15 protein-coding genes and 5 pseudogenes are annotated in these 21,412 nt (G+C 66.7%); 10 read left to right on the top strand and 10 right to left on the bottom strand.

The features are described 5' to 3' along the window. Positions 1-47 precede the first annotated feature (47 nt). A complete protein-coding gene (locus QE412_RS12885) occupies positions 48-1,046 on the bottom strand; it encodes a LacI family DNA-binding transcriptional regulator (protein WP_307484383.1) in 999 nt (332 codons plus the stop codon). A gap of 130 nt (positions 1,047-1,176) precedes the next feature. Here QE412_RS12885 and QE412_RS12880 point away from each other — a divergent pair, with 130 nt between their 5' ends. After that, positions 1,177-2,220, top strand: a complete 1,044-nt coding sequence (locus tag QE412_RS12880) for a sugar kinase (RefSeq protein WP_307484381.1) — start codon at positions 1,177-1,179, stop codon at positions 2,218-2,220. Then, positions 2,217-2,819: a bifunctional 4-hydroxy-2-oxoglutarate aldolase/2-dehydro-3-deoxy-phosphogluconate aldolase gene (locus tag QE412_RS12875; protein ID WP_307484379.1), complete on the top strand. Its 603-nt coding sequence runs from the start codon at positions 2,217-2,219 to the stop codon at positions 2,817-2,819. The genes QE412_RS12880 and QE412_RS12875 overlap by 4 nt, the downstream gene beginning before the upstream one ends. A gap of 148 nt (positions 2,820-2,967) precedes the next feature. Here the strand turns inward: QE412_RS12875 and QE412_RS12870 are convergent, their stop codons facing one another. After that, positions 2,968-6,282: a sugar-binding protein gene (locus tag QE412_RS12870; protein WP_307484376.1), complete on the bottom strand. Its 3,315-nt coding sequence runs from the start codon at positions 6,280-6,282 to the stop codon at positions 2,968-2,970. Between the two features lie 340 nt (positions 6,283-6,622). Then, on the bottom strand, positions 6,623-7,609 hold the full coding sequence (locus tag QE412_RS12865) for a helix-turn-helix transcriptional regulator (protein WP_307484374.1): 987 nt from the start codon (positions 7,607-7,609) through the stop codon (positions 6,623-6,625). 98 nt (positions 7,610-7,707) lie between these two features. On the opposite strand from QE412_RS12865, the gene QE412_RS12860 reads away from it, so the two are divergent. Continuing rightward, entirely contained in the window at positions 7,708-8,178 is a 471-nt protein-coding gene (locus tag QE412_RS12860) for a VOC family protein (RefSeq protein ID WP_307484372.1), read from the top strand. A gap of 90 nt (positions 8,179-8,268) precedes the next feature. Continuing rightward, positions 8,269-9,102 (top strand): toll/interleukin-1 receptor domain-containing protein, encoded by an 834-nt coding sequence (locus QE412_RS12855; protein WP_307484369.1) that lies wholly within the window; start codon positions 8,269-8,271, stop codon positions 9,100-9,102. A 71-nt stretch (positions 9,103-9,173) separates the two neighbouring features. Here the strand turns inward: QE412_RS12855 and QE412_RS12850 are convergent, their stop codons facing one another. Next, positions 9,174-9,605, bottom strand: coding sequence for a BBE domain-containing protein (locus QE412_RS12850; RefSeq protein ID WP_307484367.1), 432 nt, complete (start codon positions 9,603-9,605; stop codon positions 9,174-9,176). A 149-nt stretch (positions 9,606-9,754) separates the two neighbouring features. Between QE412_RS12850 and QE412_RS12845 the strand changes: the two are divergent. Beyond that, positions 9,755-9,937: pseudogene (locus tag QE412_RS12845) on the top strand (helix-turn-helix domain-containing protein); the annotation flags it as partial. 9 nt (positions 9,938-9,946) lie between these two features. On the opposite strand, the pseudogene QE412_RS12840 reads toward QE412_RS12845, so the two are convergent. Further along, positions 9,947-10,926 (bottom strand): annotated as a pseudogene (locus QE412_RS12840) (IS481 family transposase). Between the two features lie 87 nt (positions 10,927-11,013). Here QE412_RS12840 and QE412_RS12835 point away from each other — a divergent pair. Together QE412_RS12835 and QE412_RS12830 are read left to right on the top strand one after the other, a co-directional pair. Beyond that, positions 11,014-11,799, top strand: a pseudogene (locus tag QE412_RS12835) (IS481 family transposase); the annotation flags it as partial. Positions 11,800-11,980: 181 nt separating this feature from the next. Then, on the top strand, positions 11,981-13,057 hold the full coding sequence (locus QE412_RS12830; protein WP_307484364.1) for a beta family protein: 1,077 nt from the start codon (positions 11,981-11,983) through the stop codon (positions 13,055-13,057). Here the strand turns inward: QE412_RS12830 and QE412_RS12825 are convergent. Together QE412_RS12825 and QE412_RS12820 are read right to left on the bottom strand one after the other, a co-directional pair. After that, on the bottom strand, positions 13,011-13,604 hold the full coding sequence (locus QE412_RS12825; RefSeq protein ID WP_307484362.1) for a sce7726 family protein: 594 nt from the start codon (positions 13,602-13,604) through the stop codon (positions 13,011-13,013). The genes QE412_RS12830 and QE412_RS12825 overlap by 47 nt on opposite strands. Positions 13,605-14,349: 745 nt before the next feature. After that, positions 14,350-15,589: pseudogene (locus QE412_RS12820) on the bottom strand (IS256 family transposase). Positions 15,590-15,783: 194 nt separating this feature from the next. Between QE412_RS12820 and QE412_RS17755 the strand changes: the two are divergent. Beyond that, positions 15,784-16,293: pseudogene (locus tag QE412_RS17755) on the top strand (GNAT family N-acetyltransferase); the annotation flags it as partial. A 647-nt stretch (positions 16,294-16,940) separates the two neighbouring features. Here QE412_RS17755 and QE412_RS12815 read toward each other — a convergent pair. Both QE412_RS12815 and QE412_RS12810 read right to left on the bottom strand, forming a co-directional pair. Further along, positions 16,941-18,692, bottom strand: a complete 1,752-nt coding sequence (locus QE412_RS12815; protein ID WP_307484359.1) for a DUF2075 domain-containing protein — start codon at positions 18,690-18,692, stop codon at positions 16,941-16,943. Further along, positions 18,679-18,999, bottom strand: a complete 321-nt coding sequence (locus QE412_RS12810; protein WP_307484357.1) for a nucleotide pyrophosphohydrolase — start codon at positions 18,997-18,999, stop codon at positions 18,679-18,681. The genes QE412_RS12815 and QE412_RS12810 overlap by 14 nt, the downstream gene beginning before the upstream one ends. A 121-nt stretch (positions 19,000-19,120) precedes the next feature. On the opposite strand from QE412_RS12810, the gene QE412_RS12805 reads away from it, so the two are divergent. Both QE412_RS12805 and QE412_RS12800 read left to right on the top strand, forming a co-directional pair. Further along, positions 19,121-19,591, top strand: coding sequence for a hypothetical protein (locus tag QE412_RS12805; RefSeq protein WP_307484354.1), 471 nt, complete (start codon positions 19,121-19,123; stop codon positions 19,589-19,591). Then, complete coding sequence (locus QE412_RS12800; protein WP_307484351.1) at positions 19,572-20,090, top strand: hypothetical protein; 519 nt, start codon at positions 19,572-19,574, stop codon at positions 20,088-20,090. Before QE412_RS12805 ends, QE412_RS12800 begins: the two co-directional genes overlap by 20 nt. A gap of 86 nt (positions 20,091-20,176) precedes the next feature. Here QE412_RS12800 and QE412_RS12795 read toward each other — a convergent pair whose 3' ends face one another. Beyond that, positions 20,177-21,397, bottom strand: a complete 1,221-nt coding sequence (locus QE412_RS12795; protein WP_307484348.1) for an exonuclease domain-containing protein — start codon at positions 21,395-21,397, stop codon at positions 20,177-20,179. Positions 21,398-21,412: the final 15 nt, after the last annotated feature.

The following is a 21,412-nucleotide window of genomic DNA, read 5'->3' as shown; positions in this document are numbered from 1 at the left end:
GCCGACCACCCCGGGTGCACCCGGCCTTCGCGACAGCCGGCCTCAGCTCACGACGACGGGCCGAGCACCAGCGTCGGGGCCTGGAACCGCTCGCCGCTTCGCCGATCCGCCCCGATGACGTCGGCGGCTGCGAGTCGGCCGAGCCGCATCAACTCGAGGTCGATGGTCGTCAACCGGCGCACGTCCTGGTCGTAGACGATGCCCTCCCAGTTGTCGACGCCCACGACCGCGACATCGCCGGGCACGCCGACTCCCCGCGCCTCGCACACGTCGATCGCCCCGAACCCGATGTGGTCGTTGCCACAGAAGGCCGCGTCGAAGTCGATGCGCTCATCGAGCACCGCCTCCATCGCCGCGGCCCCCCACTCGCGACTCCACGCCCCGTACCTCACGGCACCCGCGAGCGGGAGGCCGGCCTCACTCAGCGCGCGTCGCATGCCGTGCTCCCGTCGCTGCACCGCGAGGCTCGTCGCATCCGCGGTCAGGTGGAGGATGCGGGTGCGACCGGTGTCGATCAGGTGGCGCGTCGCGAGGTACCCGGCCTGCTCGTTGTCGGGCAGGTACACCGAGTCTTCGGGGCTGTCCGGCGCCGTGAACACGTAGGTGACGGGCACGTCGAAGTGGTGCGTGAGAGAGGGCGAGACGTGCTCGTGCCCGTCGCCCACCACCAGCAGACCGTCGACCCGACGATCGCGCAGCGTGCGGATGCTGTTGCTCATCTCGCGGTGCGCCTGGATCTCGCCGTCCAGGACCAGCACCGCCTGGCCCCGCTCGCCGAACTCCAGCACGGCCCCCATGACGACCGGTCGCGAGAACGTCGCCGCGGCACGGTGGGTGAGCACGCCGATCGTGCGACTGCGCCCCGACGCGAACGACTGCGCGAGGGCGTTGGGGCGGAAGTCGAGCCGGTCGGCGGCCGCGCGCACGCGCGCCCTCGTCGCCTCGGACACCCGGTCGTTGCCACTGAGCGCCTTGGACGCGGTGGCCAGCGACACCCCGGCCACCGCGGCGACGTCTGCCAGTCGCACATCACGGTTGATCGGCATCCCGCGAGCATAGCGCCGACCGGAGCTCCGCCGACGGTGCGCTGACTTGACACTCCTCCTCCCCGCGCTCACAATGGGGCCACCGTGCGAAAGCGCTTTCTTTGCATGGCCGCTCGATGAGGAGACCCGGATGGCACCCGACGCGACACCCCCGCACGATCGTGCCCCTCTCCGCCGATCCGAGGTCCTGTGCATCGGTGAGGCGATGGTGCTCGGCGCGGTCTCCGACGGAGCGTCTCTCTCCACCGCCGAGAGCGTCCGGCTGCACGTCGCCGGAGCCGAGGCGAACGTCGCGCGGGGGCTCGCCGCCCGCGGCGTCGCCGTCGAGTGGTGGTCCCGCCTCGGCGACGATCCCTTCGGCGAGCGCGTTCTCGCCGATCTCACCCGTCACGGCGTGGATCACCCGGCCGTCGTGCGCGACGAGCGCCGCCCGACCGGCGTGTATTTCAAGGAACGCCGGGGCGACACGACGGTCGTGCGCTACTACCGCGCGGGGTCCGCGGCATCCGTCATGTCGGTCGACGACCTCGACGGGCTGCGCCTCGGCGAGCGCCGGCTGATCCACCTCAGCGGGATCTCGCCCGCCCTCTCCCCGCGGTGCGACGCGCTCGTCGAGCACATCCTCCGCGCTCCACGGACCGCGGCCGTCAGCTTCGACGTCAACCACCGCCCCGCGCTGTGGCCCGACACGGCGACCGCGGCCGAGCGCCTGCGGGTGCTCGCCGACGCCGCCGACGTCGTGTTCGTCGGCCGCGACGAGGCGGAGCGCCTCTGGGGCTGCTCCGACGCACAGGGCGTGCGCGCGGTTCTGCCCTCGCCGCGCACGCTGGTCGTGAAGGACGCCGACGTCGACGCCGTCGCGCTCGTGGTCTCGGCAGACGGGACGGATGCCGTGCACCGCGTGCCCGCACTCGCGGTCGACGTCGTCGAGCCGGTCGGTGCGGGCGACGCGTTCGCGGCGGGATACCTCGCGGGGTGGCTCACGGAAGAACACCCGCGGCTGTCCCTGCGGTCCGGCCACCTCATGGCCGCGCACGCTCTGCGCAGTTCCGCCGACGTCGCGCTCGCCCCCGTAGAGGCGGAGTTCGAGCGCCTGCGCCACCTCGACGACGACGAGTGGAGCGCCCTCCGAGTCGCCGACGAATCCCGCCCCGAGAAAGCGATCGCCCGATGACCCCGTCCTCCCCCTTCCGCGATCACACCGTGATGGCCGTGCTGCGCAATCACTCCGTCGCCGAGACCGTCCGTCTCACCCACGCCGCGCTCGACCTCGGCATCTCTCTCATCGAGGTGCCGATTCAGACCCCGGATGCCGTGCCCGCCCTCGAAGCGGCGATCGCCGCCGCGCGAGAGCGAGGTGTGGGCTGCGGGGCCGGCACCGTGACCACGCGCGAGCAGGTCGACCTGTGCGCGCGGGTGGGAGCGTCGTTCACCGTCGCTCCGGGCCTGGATCGCGGGGTCGTCGAACGCAGCCGCGAGGTCGGCGTTCCCCACCTCCCCGGGGTGGCGACGGCGAGTGAGATCCAGGCGGCGATCGCGGGGGGAAGCGAGTGGGTCAAGGCGTTCCCCGCGACGGTGCTGACCCCGGCGTGGTTCGCGGCGATGACGACCGGCCCCTTCCCGCGCCTGAACGTCGTGGCATCCGGTGGCATCTCCGCGCGCAACGCCGACGCGTTCCTGTCCGCCGGCGCGACAGCGGTCGCCGTCGGGTCGGCCCTGGAAGATCCGAGCCAGTTCGAGAAGCTGTCGCAGCTGGTGGCCTCGCGCGGGTGACGTCGGCGCGTCATCCGCGCGACGGTCTCCGTCGCCCGTCGCGGCGCGATCCTCCCGAGGCCCTCCCCGACGAGCAGCAGGACGGTGGCGAGACCCGTCACGGCCTCGCTCGGCCGGGTCCGCCCTGCCGCTCGTCGAGGAGGGGGCGTCACGGAGTCGGCTCCGGGGTCAGAGGAGCGGGCGCACCGCCGAGCAGCAACGGTTGGTAGAGGGCCGCGTTCTTGGTCTCTGCGACGCCCTTGCCCCACGTGAGCCAGCCGTCGCGGCCCCCTCCGTCGTTGTCGTTGACGACGACCGTGGTGCTGTAGAGCCGCGTCGACGGATCGGCCTCGAGCGTGCTCCACGGCACCGCGAGTTCGTACGTGGTCACGCCCGCGGCGTCATCGCGGACGATCCCCGACTGCACGCCCTCGGGTTCCGAGGCGCGGTCGGTGGGCGCCCACCGATACACGTCGACACCGGCGGAGGTGAGCGCGGCTCCGAGCTCGTGCACCCGCGGCGACTCGCCCGGCGCGCCCGTGGTGAAGCCCCACTGCAGGCCGTCACCCTGCCAGATGTCGCCGCCCGTCGCGGGCTGGGCGTGGGCATCGTCGGTGATCCGCGCCGTGAGGTAGAGGTTCTGCTCGTCGTGGGTGAGCCACAGCGACCCCGAGGCATCCGCCGGTCCCGACCAGCCGGTGATGGGCGGGTCGCCGGCGGCGAGGAAGTCCTGCGCGGGCAGAGCCTGCACGGCCGCGTCCACCACCCCGTCCACCACGATCGCCTGCAGCGGAACCTCCGTCGTCGCGGCGACCGGGACGAGTTTCCCCGAACTCGTCAGCGGGGCGAGGCCGTCTCGGCGCACCGCGGCCGACCAGTCGACGGCCGCGGTGACGTCGACGGCGACGGGGAGCACGAGGCTTTGCCCGGCGGCGACGTTCTGGCCCTCCAGGCCGGTGCCGGTCTGGTCGCCGACGCTCCAGTCGACGCCCGCGACCGTCACGTCGCGGGTGGAGGAGTTGTGCACCGCGAGCGAGAGCTGCTCCTGCCCGTCGGGGGCGATCGCGTGCGTGCCGACCACGCTCAGCGGCGCCGCGGCGGTGCCCGCCTTCGTCACCCGCGCGACCGTGGCACCGGCGACGGCGACCGTCGCGGCGTACGTCCTCGCGCCCTCCTGCGGTTGAGCCGCGAAGCTCACCGGCGCTTCGCCCTCCCCGCCGGCCGCGGCCGTTCCCGAGGTGGTCTGCGACTCGGCCGTCGCCTCGAACGCGAGGGCGGCGCTGCCCGCGGTGTTGTCCGCGATGACGCGGCCCGCGGTCGCGTCTCCCGCGACCTCCGCGTCGACCGCGAGACGGAAGGGCGACCCGGCGGTCACGTCCGTGATGGAGCCCTCGACGTAGACGGGGTCCTCCCCGACCGACACGTACACGCGGCCGGCGGCATCCGGGGTCAGCGTCGTCGTGCCCCCGTAGAGGTCGGTGACCGTCACCTGCCCGGTCGCGGCGAACGTGAGGGCTCCGCCGACCGTCGACCAGGCGGCGTGCAGCTCGGAGCCGCTGCCGGCGTCGAACACGACGTCGTAGAGTCCGGCCCCGAGGTCCTCGGAGCGCAGCACCGGGCGCTCGTGGATCTGACGGGCGAGCACGGCATTGCTGACGTACGCGGGTTTCGGCGTGAACGACCCGCGCGGATCGTTCGTGTTGCGGACGATCCCGAAACGGTGCTCCATCTCGGCGGCATCCAGTCCGTCATCCATGAAGTCGTAGATCGTGTACTGCGCGATGCCGTCTTCGAGGGCGAGCAGTTCGGCGCGTGTGGTGAGTCGGGCCTGCACCAACTCGCTCACGCCCTGGGAGTTGGTGCTGGTGGGCCAGCCGACCTCGGTGAGGTACATCGGCAGGTCGGCACCGAACTCGGTCATCAGGCTGCGGAGCGTGGCGATGTGACCCTCGTAGCGGGTCGAGCCCTCCGGCGCCTGGGGGAACGTGTACGGGTGCGTGGAGAGACCGTCGACGAGGTCGAAGCCCCCTGCCTCCGCGAAGTCGCGCATCCATCCGGCCCAGTCGTTCATGGGTGCCAGTGCCGGACCGATCAGCGTCACGTCGGGGTACTCGGCCCGGACGACGTCGTTCACGACCTTCAGCAGTTCGACGTACTGCTCGGCCGACCCGCCCGCGGCGCCGTCGAGGTCGCGCCAGTTCCACTCGTTCCAGACTTCGTAGATGGTGTCATCCGTGCCGAACTTCTCGACCGACTTCAGGGCGTAGTTGGCGAACGCCAAGCGGTCGGCGGGCGTGCTCGGAGCCTCGTCGGCGAAGTACAGGGGGTTTCCGTACGAGAGCACGTGCAGTTGGTCGACGTCGAGCTGCTCCAGTTCCGCCTGGTAGGCGTTCACCTTCTCCTGCCACACGAACTGACCGGCCGTGGTCTCCTGGCCCGACCAGTAGGCCTCATCGCGCGCCGTCGAGAATCCCGCACGGCTGAGCAGCGGGGCCAGGTCGAGGGGCCAGGTACCGCCGAAGTGCGTGGCCGCGGCCAGGCGGTTGTCGTCCGAGCCGGTGAAGTCGAAGGGTTCGAGGATCGAGAAGTCGGTTCCTCCCTCGTGGACCGTGCCGTCGGCGTCGGTGGCGAGGATCTGCGCCTGGTACCAGCCGGGGGCGGTGGCGTCGACCGGGATCACCCCGTCGAGGTCGGCCACCTGTCCCGAACCGCTGTCGACGACCGTGCCGCTCGCGTCGCGGACCGTCCACGCGAGGTCTTGCGCGCTCGAGACGAACCCGAGCGTGACGGGCTGGCCGACGTCGAAGGCATTGCCGACCGTGGTCGGGACCACCGCGAACGGCGGAACGGGGAGGAGGGCCTGCAGCGCGTCGATGTGGAGAGAACCGGTGGTCGCCCCGTCGAGCGTGCCCCACTTGTCGACCACGAACGCCACTCGCGTGACCGGTCCGCGCCAGACGCCGTCGGCGGGTCCACCCCACGCGACGTAGTTCGCCCCCGAGTCGAACGACTCCAGGACGATGGTCTGCCACCCCGCGGCCGCGGGATCGAGCTCGACCCGCTGCTGATGCACCTGACCGGTGCTGTCGACGAGACGCACCGCCACGCTGTCGATCGTCGTCGAGCGCACCGAGAACCGCAGCGCCGCGAGATCGGTCGCCGGCACATCGGCCGCGATCTCGACCGTGCCGCTCGGAATGCTCATGTCGAGCAGCCCCGACGAGTCACCGGTGACGGATGCCGACGGGTCGATCCGGAAGGTCCCCTGCGCGCCGTCGTTGGTGTAGACCTGCCACTGCGCCGGGTCTTTGAACTCGCTCAGCACCACCGGGATCGGTGAATAGCCGTCTCCCGGCGCGGCGACGGCGGCGGTGACGGCACCCGCACTTAGGAGGGGTGCGACGAGCAGCGCCGCTGCGGCGAGCACCCCCCATCGCGCGCGGCGTCTGGGGCGGACGGCGGTCATCGTTGACGCGTCATTCATCGTTGTCTCCTCTTTGAGCAGCACTGTTGTTAAAGCGCTTTCGCAACGCCCTTACCATGATGCAGGCGCGTCGGTCTGTCAACCTTTGTGAGGAAATATCCCGATCAGGTTGCTCCTGATGGGGAAACTGAAACGATGCGAGACGGTAGGCGGCGGTGACAGCTCTCCGCGCATCTCTGCTTGCGAAATTAATTTCGCAGGCTGCGTGACGCCGCCTCACGCCGGAGTTCGTCGCTCCAGAACGCCAGGGACTCGGCATCCGGCGGCAGGCCCGCCCCATGGGTGAACGCAGCCGTCGAGGGTGAAGTCGATGGCGTAGCGGAGTGGCTGGGTCAGGCCGCTAGCTTCCGCGCCGGGACTCCGCCGCGGAAGAGCCCGCCGCCGCAAACCGCCCCGCCTGCACCGCGAACGCCTCCACCAACTCCGGCGGCTCCACGACCTCCATCGCCACCTCGAACCGCCCGAACGATGCGGCGAGCGCGCCCCACGACCATGAACCGATCTCGAGGGTGCAGCGGTCGTCGTCGAGAGCGGTGACGACACCGTCCCCGGCGAAGGGCAGCACGTCGCGGGCCGGCGCATGCAACAGCACCGTCCCCCGGCAGGGCCACTCGTTCACGTCGGCTCCCTTGGACCGCGCCGAGACGAAGGCATCGACATCGCCACCCGGCACCGTCCGCGGCGTGAACGGCGCCCCCGACGGCATCCGCGGCCGCACCCGATCCGCCGAGTACAGCCGCCAGTCCTCGCGGTCGAGGTCCCACCCCAGCAGATACCACCGGCCCTGCGACGCGACGAGGTGGTGCGGCTCCGCCCGGCGGGGTTGGGCATTCCCCTCGCCCCGCGGCAGGTAGTCGAAGCGCACTGTCACCCGGTCACGCACCGCCTGCGCGAGCGTCAACAGCACGTCGAGCGGAACGACCGGCGCTGGCGCCTCACCCGCCCGCGCCACCGTCGTCACCTCGACCGCGTCGAGCCGGTGCCGCAGCCGTGACGGCAGCACCTGACGCGTCGTCGCAAGCGCGCGCACCGCGGCCTCGCCGATCCCCGCCCCCAGCGCCGGAGCCGCGCCCAGAGCGATCGCGACCGCGAGCGCCTGGTCATCGTCGAAGAGCAGGGGAGGCATCTCGGCCCCCGCGTCGAGGCGGTATCCCCCGTCGGGACCCATCGTCGCGTCGATGCGGTACCCCATCTCGCGCAGGCGATCGATGTCGCGGCGCACCGTGCGATCGCTGACCTCCAAGCGGGATGCCAGCACCGACCCCGGCCAATCGCGCCGAGCCTGCAGCAGCGACAGCAGAGCGAGCAATCGGGATGTCGCGGCCATGGCTCTGACGGTAGTCGCGGTTTAGGACATAAACAGACCTACATGGCTGGAACTGTGATTTCAGAAGCCGAACCCGGCTGAGTCATCGAGGAGCAGACATGTCCGTACAGACCACCACCCACCTGAACTTCCGCGGCGACGCCCGTGAGGCGCTCGCGTTCTACCAGTCCGTCTTCGGCGGACACCTCGTCGTCAACACCTACGCCGACTTCGCGATGCCGGCCGAGATCCCCGGATCCGACAAGGTCGTCTTCGGCCGCGTCGCCGCCGAGAACGGCTTCCGCCTCATGGGCTACGACATCCCCGGCCGCACCGAGGGCGGCATCGCCGGCGGCGGCGCCACCCACCGCGAGAACAACGCGACGGTCACCGACCAGGCGGTGTTCGTGTCGATCAGCTGCCCGACGCTCGAAGAGTTGCGGGGGCTACTGGGATGGGTTGGCGGTGGATTCCGCGATCGTCGAGCCGCTGGCGGCTTCGGCGTGGAGCGCGGGGTTCGGGATGCTGACGGATCGGTTGGGGGTGACGTGGAGCGCATCTGTCAATGCAACATGAGGCGGCCTTGCTGATTCTGGGCGGCGTCTCGAGCGAGCCTTGCAAATGAGGGCAATGTCGTCGAAAGCATGATCTATCGTTGTGAGCCACTGAGCGGAGGACACGTGGTTACAGCGAGCGAGATCGAGCGCCTGCGTCGAGAAGCTGCTCGGCTACAGTCAGACATCGCTGGCAAGTCTGCAACCGTCGCCGCAAAGCGCAAGAAGGCTGCAGCCGCACGGACTGCCGCCTCCCGGAGCAAGTCTCAGACGACCATCTCATCGAAGCTGCGGGAGGCAGAGTCTGCCGACCGGGATGCGATCCTGGCGGAGAAGCAGAGGAGTGACCTCGAGCGCAAGCTGGCGGATAAGCAGCGAGGCATCGCGACAGCTGAGGCAAAGTTCATCAAGACCCAGCAAACTGACCAGAAGCGCGCTTTCGAGGCTCTCCGCCGACAGAACGACGAGGCCGTGCGACAGTTCAAGCTGGATATCCGTACAGTGAGCGACGCGCCGGCCCGCGAACCCGCGGCGAGAAGCTCACCACCTGATGTCGACGTGTTCCTGTCGCATGCGAGTGAGGATAAGGACGACATCGCGCGACCGCTGAAGGAGGCGCTGGAGACTCGGGGGCTGTCTGTGTGGTTCGACGAAATCAACATCAAGATCGGGCAAAGCATCCGCCAGGAGATTGAGTCGGGAATTGGCCGCGCGCGGTTCGGCGTTGTGATTCTCTCGCCCGATTTCTTCAACAAGCATTGGACGCGCGCGGAGCTGGATGCGCTCTTCTCGGCGAAGATGGCAACTGGCGAGAACCTCGTCTTGCCGGTATGGCATCGAGTAACTAAAGAAGAGGTGACGGCTCACTCCCCGCTTCTCGCGGGCGTGCTGGCGGCAAATACAACACTCAACACCGTCGAAGAAATAGCCGACCAGATCGCGGCCGTCGTTGAACCCTAGCTTTACCCGGCTGTCCGGCGGCGACACCCTGGTGAAGACGACTCCTCGACGCTGCATGATTCCTCGACCGCTCACCTCACCGGATTCGCCGCAGCGAACACGTTGCGCGGGTGCCACTCGGCTTTGAGCGCGCGAAGGCGTTCGACCGACGCCCCGAACCCCGGCGTACGGTCCGCTCCCCCGTCGAGGAAGGTCAGCGCGAGACCCTCCCCGGCCCACGGCTCGAGCGCGTCGACAAGACCGGTGGACGCGGCGACCGCCGCCGGACCCGCCTCGGGCACGGGCGGCACCGCGATTCCGTGCACGATGTCCTCGCCCGCGACCGCCGACACCGCTCCGGCATCCGCCGCCGGGCCTGCGGCCGCCCCGCCGAGGTGGCGCAGCTCGGCGATGAAGAGCCCCGGATCCTCGGATGCCGCCACGAACGCAGCGACAGCCCCTTCGGGCAGCGACGCGAGCATCCGGTGGCGGGTGACCGCGGGGGTCGGCTGCGGCGGGTCCATGTGCACGTGCACCAGGGCGGCTGACGGGATGCGGCCGAACGCACTAGGTGTACCGGGTCAGGAGGTTGGTGGCTGGTTCGGGTCTTGTGGATGAGGAGAACCTCCGGCTGAGTGGAGATATCTGACGTCTTCACGAACCGGAGGTTCTCGTGCCCCACCGTAATGCTCGGCTGACTCCTCGGGGCCGGCTGTTGATCGTTGAGCGTGCTGCCGCAGGGTGGAAGCAGGCGCATATCGCGGCCGCGATGGGTGTCTCGCGACGGTGCGTGCAGCGGTGGATCGCTCGACATCGATCCGAGGGCATCGCGGGGTTGAACGACCGGTCGTCTAGGTGTACCCGGTCATGAGGTTGGTGACACCCGGCTGATCGGGGGGGGCGGCCGCCGCAGGCGGTGTGTGCTCGAGCGTAGTTGTAGTGCTCGAGCCAGGGCGCGAGCGCTTCGGCGCGGTGCTGGTTGGAGACGTAGGGGGCCCGGTAGACCCAGTGTTCCTGCATGGTCCGGTTGAATCGTTCGGCTTTGCCGTTTTGCCAGGGGCAGTGCGGCTTGGTGGTGATGTGCCTCGCGTTGAGGAGGGACAGCTGGCCTTGGAACGCGGCCGAGACGGTGTAGTTCTTGGCGTTGTCGGTCATGACCTCACGGATGTGGATCCCGTGACGGGTGAAGAACTCGGTTGCGGCGGCGAGGAACGCTGCGCAGGTGGTGCCCTTCTCGTCCGGCAGGATCTGCGCGAACGCGAGGCGGGAGTGGTCGTCGACGGCGACATGGACGTAGTCAAAGCCGAGCTTGACCTTCCGGTCTCGACCGCTGTGATGATCGATCGTGGCGGGGCCTTGGACGCGCCAGCCGCCGCCTTCGGGGATGCGGCCGAGCTTCTTCACATCGATGTGGATCAGATCCCCTGGGGCGTCACGCTCGTAGCGGACCTGGGTGCGCCGTGACGCGCGCAACGCGATGCCGGTGACCGGATCCAGCTCGTGCAGCGCCGGCAGCCCCGCCTTCGCGATCAGCCGGGAAACGGTGCGCGGACTGGTCCCGCAAGCGCGGGCGGTCTCGTCGCGCCCGAGCCGCTCACGCGAGCGCAGCTCAACGACGGCGGCTGCTGTCGCGGCGGCAGTCGCCGTCGGAGACGACACCGGACGCGAAGACCGATCGGACAGCCCTGCTTCGCCCGCAGCGCGGTAACGGGCCAGCCAGCGATGAGCGCACTGGCGCGAGACGCCCATCTCCTTGGCAACGTGCGAGACGGGACGTCCGCCGAGAACCCGGCGCACGAGAATCAGACGACCCGCGACCGTGAGCCGCGCATTACGGTGGACCAAGAGAAGGCCTCCACTTCGGTGACGTTAGACACCACCAATCGTGGAGGCCTTCTCCCTATCCGAATGTCACCAACGTGCTGACCGGGTACAACTAGGCCGGTGTCGTCGCCGTCACGAACCCCGGAGCTGGTCGAGATCGAGCTGGTCCGGTTACGGCGGGAGCAGCGCTGGGGCCGTGACCAGCTCGCAGCAATGGTCGGGGTGTCGCCCAGGACCGCGTCGAGGATCCTGGCCCGTCGTGGTGAGCCGCATCTGTCCCGGCTCGATCTGATGACCGGCGAGGTGATTCGAGCATCGAAGGCGACCGCGATCCGATATGAACGCGACCGCCCGGGCGAGCTGGTCCACATGGACGTGAAGAAGCTCGGCCGCATCCCCGACGGCGGCGGCCGGCGCTCCCTCGGCCGCGATATCGCCGACCGGCACCGGGATGCGCCGGTCGGGTTCGACTATGTCCACTCGCTCGTCGACGACCACTCCCGGCTCGCCTACTCCGAGATTCTCCCGGACGAGAAAGGGCCGACCTGCGCGGGATTCCTGGAGCGAGCGATCGACTACTTCGCTGATCACGGGATCGCCCGTATCGAGCGATTAATAACCGACAACGCCTGGGCATACCGGTTCTCACTCCGACAGCTCTGCGTCGAACGAGGCATCCGGCAGAAATTCATCCGACCACACTGCCCCTGGCACAACCGCAAAGTCGAACGCTTCAACCGGACCCTGCAGACCGAGTGGGCCTACCGGCAACCCTTCGAGAACAACACCGCCCGAGCCGCAGCACTTGCACCCTTCATCGAGCGGTACAACACTCAACGCATCCACTCAGCCATCGGAGCACCACCCACCAGCCGAACCGCACCAACCTCCTGACCGGGTACAACTAGGGCCCAAGAATGGCAGCGGCTTGACTCCAGCTCGCTGCGGACCCCGGTGCCGAGCACGAGGCCATCACGTCGCGTTCGCGCAACACGCCGTCTTCGCTTCCGCCGTTCTCGGGTCGGAGATACTCGGTAGTGTCCCCTTCAACGATGCTTGAGGCCGGGGGGCTGCAGTGGGAAAGATATACCGACCATTCACGCTGGCGCGCGCAGGGGAACTCGCTGCGCTGGCGAGGGTCAACGGAGCAACGAGGGCAGCTGTGGTGCCAGTGTTCCAAATTGCCCCACGTACGTGGGACTACGAGAACGAGCGGTACAGCAAGACCATTCCGGCACACTTGGCACCTCTCCCGGAGAAACTTGCCGCGGTGTGGGGCGGCGGGTCCGGATACGTGGACGTCTCGATGCTCGACTCGGAACCGATCATCGACGGCCAGCACCCGCTGGCGTGGCTAGCGGCGCAGACGCGCGTCGCGGGTACTCAGCTCGCACCGCTCGTAGAGGTGTCGTCCTCGGCCGCTGCGAAGGCGGCCGCGGCAAGCCTGCACGTTGCGCATGGAACCGGCGTCGGTATCCGACTCCGTCAGCTCGACTGGACCACAATTGACCCTGCCCGACTCACGGCGCTGCTCGGAGACCTGGGTGTAGCCCCCGACGTGGTCGATGTGTTCGTCGACTTCGAAAGCGCAGAAGGGGCCGTGATTGAGGTTGCAGTGATCGCGGAATTGACCTCCTTACGCGCCCTCGGCCCATTCCGATCGATAACAGTCGGCGGCGCGGGCTTTCCGGATGTGAATGGTGTGCCCCGCGGGACAACCGAGTACCCACGTGATGAGTGGCGCATCTACAGCGCCGTCCACGCGAAACTCGCGTCGATGAGCCAGCCGACACCAGACTTTTTCGACAACCTCGTCCTGAAGCCGGACACCATTGAACTCGGCGTAGACCCTCGCTTCATAAGCATCAGTGCGGCTCTCCGCTACACCGTGACTAATGACTTCCTCCTCGCGAAGGGAGAACTGTTCAAGGGGCAGGGTGGGTCGGGCAAAGGTGGGGCGGCGCTCATCCCCGCGCTCGATGAACTCACTCGTCATGCGGAGTACGCAACGCCCGTGCGCAGTCAAGCCGATGCCTGGATCGAAGCCGTCGTGGCCGGCTCTGCCACTCCGGGTAACCCCGGGAAATGGCGTGAGTGGGGCACGGTCAGGCACATTGAAGTGGTGGCGTTTCAGCTCTCCACCCTGATCTAGCCTTCAGGCGCTCGCGCACGATCTGGCGGACCTCCGCGGAATCCAGTGAGTCGCACAGCCGGTCCCAAAGCACGCGGTTCGGCTTGCTGCGCACACCTGCCGCGATGCCCCGCAGTTCCAGTTCGTCTAGTGCTTCACTCCGCCACAGAAGGGTGCACAGCAGCCGCGGCTCCAGGCGAGGGTTCGGCCGTGGCTCGCGGGCTGTCCGTAGGACGACAGGGTCTCCGCCGGCCACGGAAACTGCCTCGATCACGCCCCACCAGCGTGGGAGGAGCTCCCTGGCTTTGGCCGCATGGTTACGTGCCACCACAAGCGTCGCGTAGTCAAGGACAGCCGAATACACCTCGACCTGTCGGGGAAGCCGACGGAGGGTGTCGCTTGCGCTCTTAATCTCGAATCCGGCGAAGGAGCCATTCAACACGGCGGTGTCGACTCGCACTTGGCCAGCAATCGCCAGCTCGTCGACGATGCGGGTCTGGTGGCTCTCGTTGTGGTGCTGCTCGCGCAGCCATCTGTGAAGTGCCAGTCGCACGTCTGCATCGCGCATCAGTCGCCTTCCCCAATCGCCCTGCGGATGATGCTCGCACACATGGTCAGCAACACTACGCATCTCGATTCCTTTCCGCGACGAGGTGTTGCATACGACACAGCGACGAGCGACTCACTACACGCAGCCGTGGCCAGCCACGCACAGCACGCCCGCCTCAGCGCGCCAAGACATGCGACGCGATACGGCGGATCCTCTGCGCCGTCGAGTCGCGGTGGGGGCCTGCTTTCTGGCCAAAAGCTGCCCGGTCGCCACCCGTCGTGTGAGCGACCATCACATCCCCATCCCTGGTAACACGCTCGACGCTCGGATCACCGACGGCCGACCGATCGATGCCTCCTGGATTCTCCCCGCACACCGCATGTCCGGCCTTGGCGCGCGCACGGCGTTCAGCCTGCGGCAGCACAGCAGGCAGTTGAGCCGCCGGTGACTTACTGCGCCAGCTCGCGTCAGCCTTCAATTGCCTAACGCCGGTAGCAGTCTTCAATGCGAGTAGCCCCGGTGCGTTTATCGCTGGAGCCAGACGTTCATGGCCCGCGTCGTGCGCATCCACCACCGGCTGGGTACAGTGGCGAAGCTGATTAACGAAGGAGCTCCACGTGTCACATAGCATCCGCCTGGCCACGGCGGAGGACTTACCTAAGCTCCTCGAGCTTGAGGTGGCTCTTTTTCCTGGCGCTCATCCCGTATTCGCTGCCGACTTCCCGGGTCTTTCCGATGAACGGTGTTTCTGGGCCGGCGGTCATTAGTTGATACGGCCTTCGAAGGCGATCGCGAACGCGTTCAGTGCCGGCTTCCATCTCGTGGCCCAGCGTGCCCTGCCCCGACCTGTCGGGTCAAGCGAGCGGGTCACGAGGTAGAGGCACTTCAGCGCCGCGGCGTCGTTCGGGAAGTGCCCGCGTGCCCGGACCGCACGGCGGTAGCGGGGCGTTGAGCGACTCGATCGCGTTCGTGCTGCAGATCACGCGGCGGATCTCCACGTCCCAGTCCAGGAACGGCACGAACTCGGCCCACGCGTTCTGCCAGAGCTTCGTGATCGCGGGATACTGCTGACCCCACTTCGCGTCGAACTCGCGGAACCGCTCCGCTGCGGCCGCCTCCGTTGGGGCGGTGTAGACGGGGCGGAGGTCCTTGCCCATCTCTTCCCAGTAGTGGCGAGATGCGAACCGGAACGTGTTGCGGATCAGGTGGATGATGCAGGTCTGGACGGTCGCCAGCGGCCACGCGGTGTTGATCGACTCGGGCAGCCCCTTGAGGCCGTCGCAGACGACGATGCAGACATCCTCGGCGCCACGATTCTTGATCTCGGTCATCACGCCGAGCCAGAACTTCGCGCCCTCGCCGCCATCGCCGGCCCAGATCCCGAGGATGTCGCGTTCACCGTTCACTGTCACGCCGACGGCGATGTAGAACGGCTTGTTCCGCACCTGGCCGTCCCGGACCTTCACCACCAGAGCGTCGATGAACACCACCGGGTAGACGCGATCCAGCGGACGGTTCTGCCAATCCGTCATCTCCTCGATCACCTTGTCAGTGATCCTCGAGATCGTGTCCTTCGACACTGACGCCCCGTAGACGTCATCGAAGTGCGCAGCGACCTCTCCGGTCGTGAGCCCGCGAGCGGTGAGCGAGAGCACGATCTCGTCGACACCGGTCAACCGGCGTTGCCGCTTGCGGACGATCTTCGGGTCAAAGGATCCGTCTCGGTCCCGGGGCACATCGATCTCCACCGGGCCGACCTCGGTGAGCACCCTCTTCGACCTCGTCCCGTTTCGGATGTTGCCACCCTCGGCGGGCTGGTGCTTGTCGCGGCCGAGGTGCTCGGTCATCTCCGCATCCAGCGCGGTCTCCAGCACTCGCTTCGTCAACCCGTTCAGCAACCCGTCCGGGCCCAACAAGTCGACACCCTGCTCCTTCGCTTGCCTCAGCAGCTGCTCCGCGAGCTGCTGCTCATCGATGATCTCCCCGGTCACAGGATCGATCATCTCGGTCGTGTCCCTCACGGCCTGTTCCTCTCGGTCAGGCCGACCCAGAAACACCGGAAATCAGACAGTCCCGACTTCCCGCTCACCCAGTTTGAGGTGGCTGCGATGGCTTCGATTCTGGTCGCAATGGAAGACGACGAGGCGGTCGGCTTCGCTTTCGCCCACCCCTTGCCGCTTGAGGGGTTCGGGGGGCCTTCGTGCGAGCGCGATACCTGGAGTACGTCGGAGTGCTTCCCGAGCACAGAGGTCGCGGGATTGCGTCGGACCTGATTGACCACATCGAGGCCGACGCACAATCGAGGCGTGAGCTGGTCTTGACAGCACACATACCAAGGTCGGCGGTATCGCTTTACCGTGGTCGTGGTTGGGCTGTTGAAAGGGAACAGTTCGGCTTCGCTTGGATTGAGAACGGGTCAGCGGGTTTGTTGCTGGCCGACGGGGTCGACCCCGACCCGGCCTATCCGATCGTCGCGCATAAGGTGATAGTTCCCGGCGCGCTGCTAGACCGCTACTGCTTTCCGCGCCGGAGCGGTCGACCTGTCCTCGATGCCACCCTCGAGCTGAGGCGTCGCCTGCAGACAGGAGTCGGGCCGATGGAGCAAGCGTTACCGCCACGGGTAGCACAAGCGGTCGCGGGCTTAGACAGCCCCGAGATTCGCGCGCTGATCCCGCCAGAACGGGGCGCGTTTGGGCAGCGCCTTTGAGTTGAGGCAACAGAGCGGGCGGAGAACCGAGTGGCGAGCAACGGGGGTCTGTAACCGCAGCGCATCGCCCTCACTGCCGACTCGCGATGCGAGTGCACTGTGCAAACACTCGATGTGGGCCGAGTGCAGATGCCATGGAGGAACGGGTTCTCCGCGAGCGCCGATCGGGGAGCTTCGCCCTGCAGGTATCCGGGTGCCGGATTTACGGAGGCCGTCTGAACCTCGGGCAGTCGACTCGCGGGACTTGATTCTCGAACATAGCCGCCTGGATCCAACTACTCGGAGAACCGCGCCCACGTTTCTCCCGGAGCGAAGGTTGCTTATTGCGGGATCGTGTGCGATGAGGTCGGAGGGGCTAAAGTCAGTCAGTCTCCCCGGTAGCGGATGCGACAGCTGGCGTAGTCGCGGACAGTATCGCGCGACCGTTGATTTGTGGTCTTTCTAGCTCAAATTTCTTGCGGGAGGCTGACCTCTCATTGGCGGCTGGTCTTGGGCCGAAGCGTGCTCTTGCTTTGACCACGCAGCTGGCGAGCAGCCCACCCGATCTGCATCGCAGCCGTCAACGGCGCGGCTAGTAACTGGCACCTCGCGGATACTCGGTGAGACGGACAGAACAGGCCGTGCGCCCTGAGAGCTTCCCTAATGAACTAGCGGGTGACACGACGTTCAATGTGATGCGAAATGTACTCGCGTAGCGCCGCGTCACACACGTACACGTACGTGCCACGAATGCCCCTCGTCAGGAGGACCCCGTAGATGTTGCGGATGAATTCCAAGAGGTCGTCGTCGGAGTAGACGATCCCGCGTTGCTTATTGTTCTCTTTGCCCTTGGCGTCCCGATACGAGGCGCGGTCGACGTAGAGCTGTCGGGAGCCGGGGTCGTAGCGTAGGTCGTTGCCAATGATGACGCCCGCGTAGTTAAGGTCGTAGCCCTGGACGGTGTGAATTGACCCAACCTCGTGGACGGATGCTGGACTGTTGATCCAGTCCTTGGCTTGACTGTTCCAGCGAAGGCGCACGCCGTCCAACTCGATATCGAACGCTTCCTTATCGCGGTTGCTCTTCCAGTCCCACGCGTAACCGGCGATCAGCCGGGCGAGGCCATGCTCGTCGTTGCGGTTTGAGATCTCTCGTCGCATCGTCGCGAGGTTGTCGAAGAACCTCAGGTCGTAGTCACCGAAGTCGGGGCCCTCCGTCGCGTTGACCTGTCCCCGCAGCAACTCCCGAATGAATTGCACATAGTCGGCGCCAGCACGCACGCGCATCTGGGAAGACAGCGGGTACCGGCGATGCGTCGACCTTGCCTGGTCCACGAGTGAGCGTAGGACGCTCGAAGGCAGGTCAGCCGGCCTCACAGTCTGTTCAACGTCGACCAGATAGATCTGGTGCCGGCTCTGAGCGCGGATCCAGTCCAGCTGCGTCTTTGATGGGTCGTCAACGCCGAAGAGCTTCTCGTTGATCGTGATGAATCGCTTGTTGTTAACGCCCGACGACTGGTTCGCGCGCTGGTTCAGCCGATGAGTCTCGTCGACAATGAGCAAATCCCATGGCTGGTCTGATGCCCCCACGTCGAAGGGCGTCACAATCTGAGCTTCTGTGACCTTCGGTGTCTTCTTGAATACACGCCTAATGGATTCCCGCAAGGACTGCTGCGGTACCACGAAACCGACCCGAAGCCCCGCGAGCAACTCGCGATTACCGGGGACAAAGAAGTCGGCGAACATCGAATCCGGTTCGACTTCTTCCGCATCAGCGTGGTCACGGATGTCGGCGAGAAGCTTCATCAGGAAGATCGCGACAATGGTCTTGCCGGTGCCAGGCTGTCCCTCGATCACACTCGCGGATGACGCTCCGCCCTTGATATCAGCCAGGAGCCCTTCCACGATGTCTTCGACGGCGATCGCTTGCTCTGGCGTGAGCACTTTGAACGGCGACAGTTTAAAGAGGTCGCTGTTCTCGATTTCAGGGATGCTGCGCTGGAAGACTCCTTCAGAACGCAGCTTCTCGAAGATGTCGCGGAAGCTATGCCGGTAGCGGTCGCGTTCGAAGTACCGAGCGTCGATAATCCCCTCGTTACCGTTCATCACCGTGAACTGTCCGTCGCCGGCGAGCCAGCGGATCAGGTGAGATTCCAGATCGAGGCACGCCGACTTGTTGAAGGTGTCGTCGATTACTACGCGTACGTGTCGAAATACTTGCTTGGCGGGGTTGGAGAGATGCTGACGCATGCGCGCAACGGCGTTGACCGTCTCACCGACGTACACGGCCCCGGCGCCAGCCGAGTCGGCACCATCAAGCACATAAACGACAGGCCAATTTGTTCGGCGCTCGTCACCCGCCGTCCAATCCGAAATCGCGCTCGGCGTGAAGTTCAGGCGATCAATCTCAAAGGGCGTCATACTTTGCACTCCGTCCCCTGGCCCGATCGACCGGGTACTTCTCCCGAGTCATGGCGAGTTTCTCGAGCACGATCTCGTCCAGGTCGACCCCAAGCCGTGCCGCAAGCAGCATGCAATAGGTCACCACGTCAGCGAGCTCGGCTTGCACCTGCGCCTCGTCCGCATCGTCGCTCCACTGGAAGCACTCCAGTAGCTCGCCCGCCTCAATCGCAATGCTCTTGGCAAGGTTCGCCGGGGTATGAAACTGGGCCCAGTCACGCTCGCGAACGAAGTCCTCGAGAGCCCTCTGAACATGCTGACTCGTCACGATTGCGACCGTATCAGGGTGCGGACGCAGGCTTCGCGAGGCGACGTTCGTGCTCGTCGTAGCGTCCCCCCGCCCGCGAGTGATGTCGCCGTCAATTCGATCTGATCGATATGTTGAGCACGTGCCATCGCCCGTCGTCCGCCTCCGCGCAGGCGACATCGTCACACGTGCCGACCTCGTGGTCGAGTATGGCGGCAGCGCTCAGTCTGGTGGCATCGTTCCGAGCAACACTTCGAACTCCGTCTTTGTGTTCACAGACCCCGCCGAGGGCAAACAGTTCGGGTACGTCTACGACGGCTTCTCCCCGGACGGCGCGGTGTTCCATTACACCGGCGCGGGCCGCGATGGAGACCAGAAGCTCAGCGGCAGCAACTCACCAATCCTGACCCACGCCGCGAAAGGACGCTCCCTCCACGCGTTTAGCGCAGCGGGCGTCGTGGCGGGGTCGAGCACAAAGCTTCAACGGTACATCGGAGAGTTCATCCTCGACCCCGACGTGCCATTCGAGCGCATGCCAGCGCTCGATCGAACCGCGAGCGCTGCGCACAGTGCTCGTCTTCCGACTGCTGCCAGTGAGCGTGATCCCAGATAGAGTCGTTGAGCTCGTCGGTTACTCAGAAATGACGCGCCAACCGAATGCCGTTTCGGTCCCCGTCGAAATTAACTCAACCGAGTTCTTCGAAACGGCGGATCGCGTGGGTGGCCTGGCGGTACGGCGGGAGTCGCGGCTTGTCGACGAGTTCATCGCACATCGGGTGGGGCACAACTTCACTCGGTGGGCGATAAACCTACCCGCCGAGCACACCCGGCTGCTCACCGATATCTACGACGAATCCGATCACACCCTCTATGAGGCGAAGGCAATTGTCAGCCGCTCGGACCTCCGTATGGCGGTCGGCCAGCTCTACGACTACCGCCGACACGTGCACGTCGACGATCTACGCTGTTCGGTGCTCCTTCCCGAACGCCCTACCGCTGACCTTCGAGATTTTCTCAGCGACGCCGGCCTTGGGGTGGCCTTCCGCGAGCAGACTACGTTCGTGCTCGTGTCGCCTGACACCTCACATCAGGCAGAACAGCTGCACCAATGACACCGCCGCACAACGCGGTGGGCACGGTCACATAACGCCATAAATTGCTGGGTCGCCGCCCTGGACGCTGCGGCTTCTCGGCGCCGCTACTCAGCGACCCCCAGCCCCATCAACCTCTCCAGCCCCTCCTCCGTGACGATCGGAATCCCCCACGCTCGCGCCTGCCGCGCCTTCCCCGACATCGAGTCGGGGTCGGCGGCCACAAGCACCTTGGCCTTCTTCACCATGCTGTCTTTCGGGATGAGACCGCGCTGGGTGAGGATCTGGAACCACGCCGCTCGATCTCGGCGCGTGTCGCCGGTGATGACGACGGTGTCTCCCGGTGAAAGGCGGAAGCCGGTGGTGAGGGTCGGGGCCGCGGCATCCGGTTTCGAAGCGGCTCCGGCGATCGTTTCCGCGTCGATCTCGAGCAGGCCACCGATCTTCTGGATATCAGCCCACTCGTCGGCGGTGAGCTGATCGTCCGCCCAGGCCGCCGAGACCAACCCGTCGAAGTAGGCACGGTGGAGACGGCGCACCGCGGTGCTTGAAAGACCGAGCTCCGCGGCGAATCGAATGAGGTCGTCGGTCTCGGTCGCGGACATGTACCGATCGAGGAGGACGCGATCGAGCAGAGCGAGGTAGTCGAGATTCAGGGCGCCGTCGTCGACGGCGGCGTCGGCCGCGACGTCCACGTGCAAACGCTCGAGAACTGACCGCGGTGCCGTGTCGGAGTCCGTGCGCGCCAGCCAAGCTGTCGTGTCGCACGGCTCATCCGGCCACTCCCCCGCGGTAGCGAGCCACCCATCCCACCACGCGGGATCGTGACCCGCGCCGATGTAGGCGCGAAGGAGCGCCGCCGCGGCGAGAGCATCCGCCGAAGCGCGATGGGCGTTCTGCATCGCGTACCCGATCGCGGCACTGCAGTCGGCGAGACTCCGATTGCCCGGCAGGAATGTGCCCGCGAGCTGCATCGTGCACATCCAGTACTCGTACTCGGGACACGCCAGACCGGCTTGCTCCATGGAGTGGGCCAAGAACCGCGCGTCGAAACTCGCGTTGTGCGCGACAGGCACCCGCCCGCGCAGAAGCGAGGCGATGGACGGTGCCAGTGCACCGAACTCCGGAGCCCGCGCGACAGCAGCGGCACTGATGCCGTGGATGCGCTGCGCACCCGTATCGCGCATCGGATTGACGAGTGTTTCCCAGACCCCCTCGACGACGCCGGTCGGCGACACATGCACGATCGCCACCTCGACGATGCGATCGTGCTTCTGCGGAAAGAGACCTGTCGTCTCGAGATCGACGACCGCGAATCCTCGCCCCATAGTGCGCCCCCATGT

The organism is Microbacterium trichothecenolyticum, from assembly GCF_030818955.1.
Classification (GTDB): domain Bacteria; phylum Actinomycetota; class Actinomycetes; order Actinomycetales; family Microbacteriaceae; genus Microbacterium; species Microbacterium trichothecenolyticum_B.
Note: the sequence above shows the minus strand (reverse complement) of the source record. Positions and strands in the feature narration are given on the sequence as shown.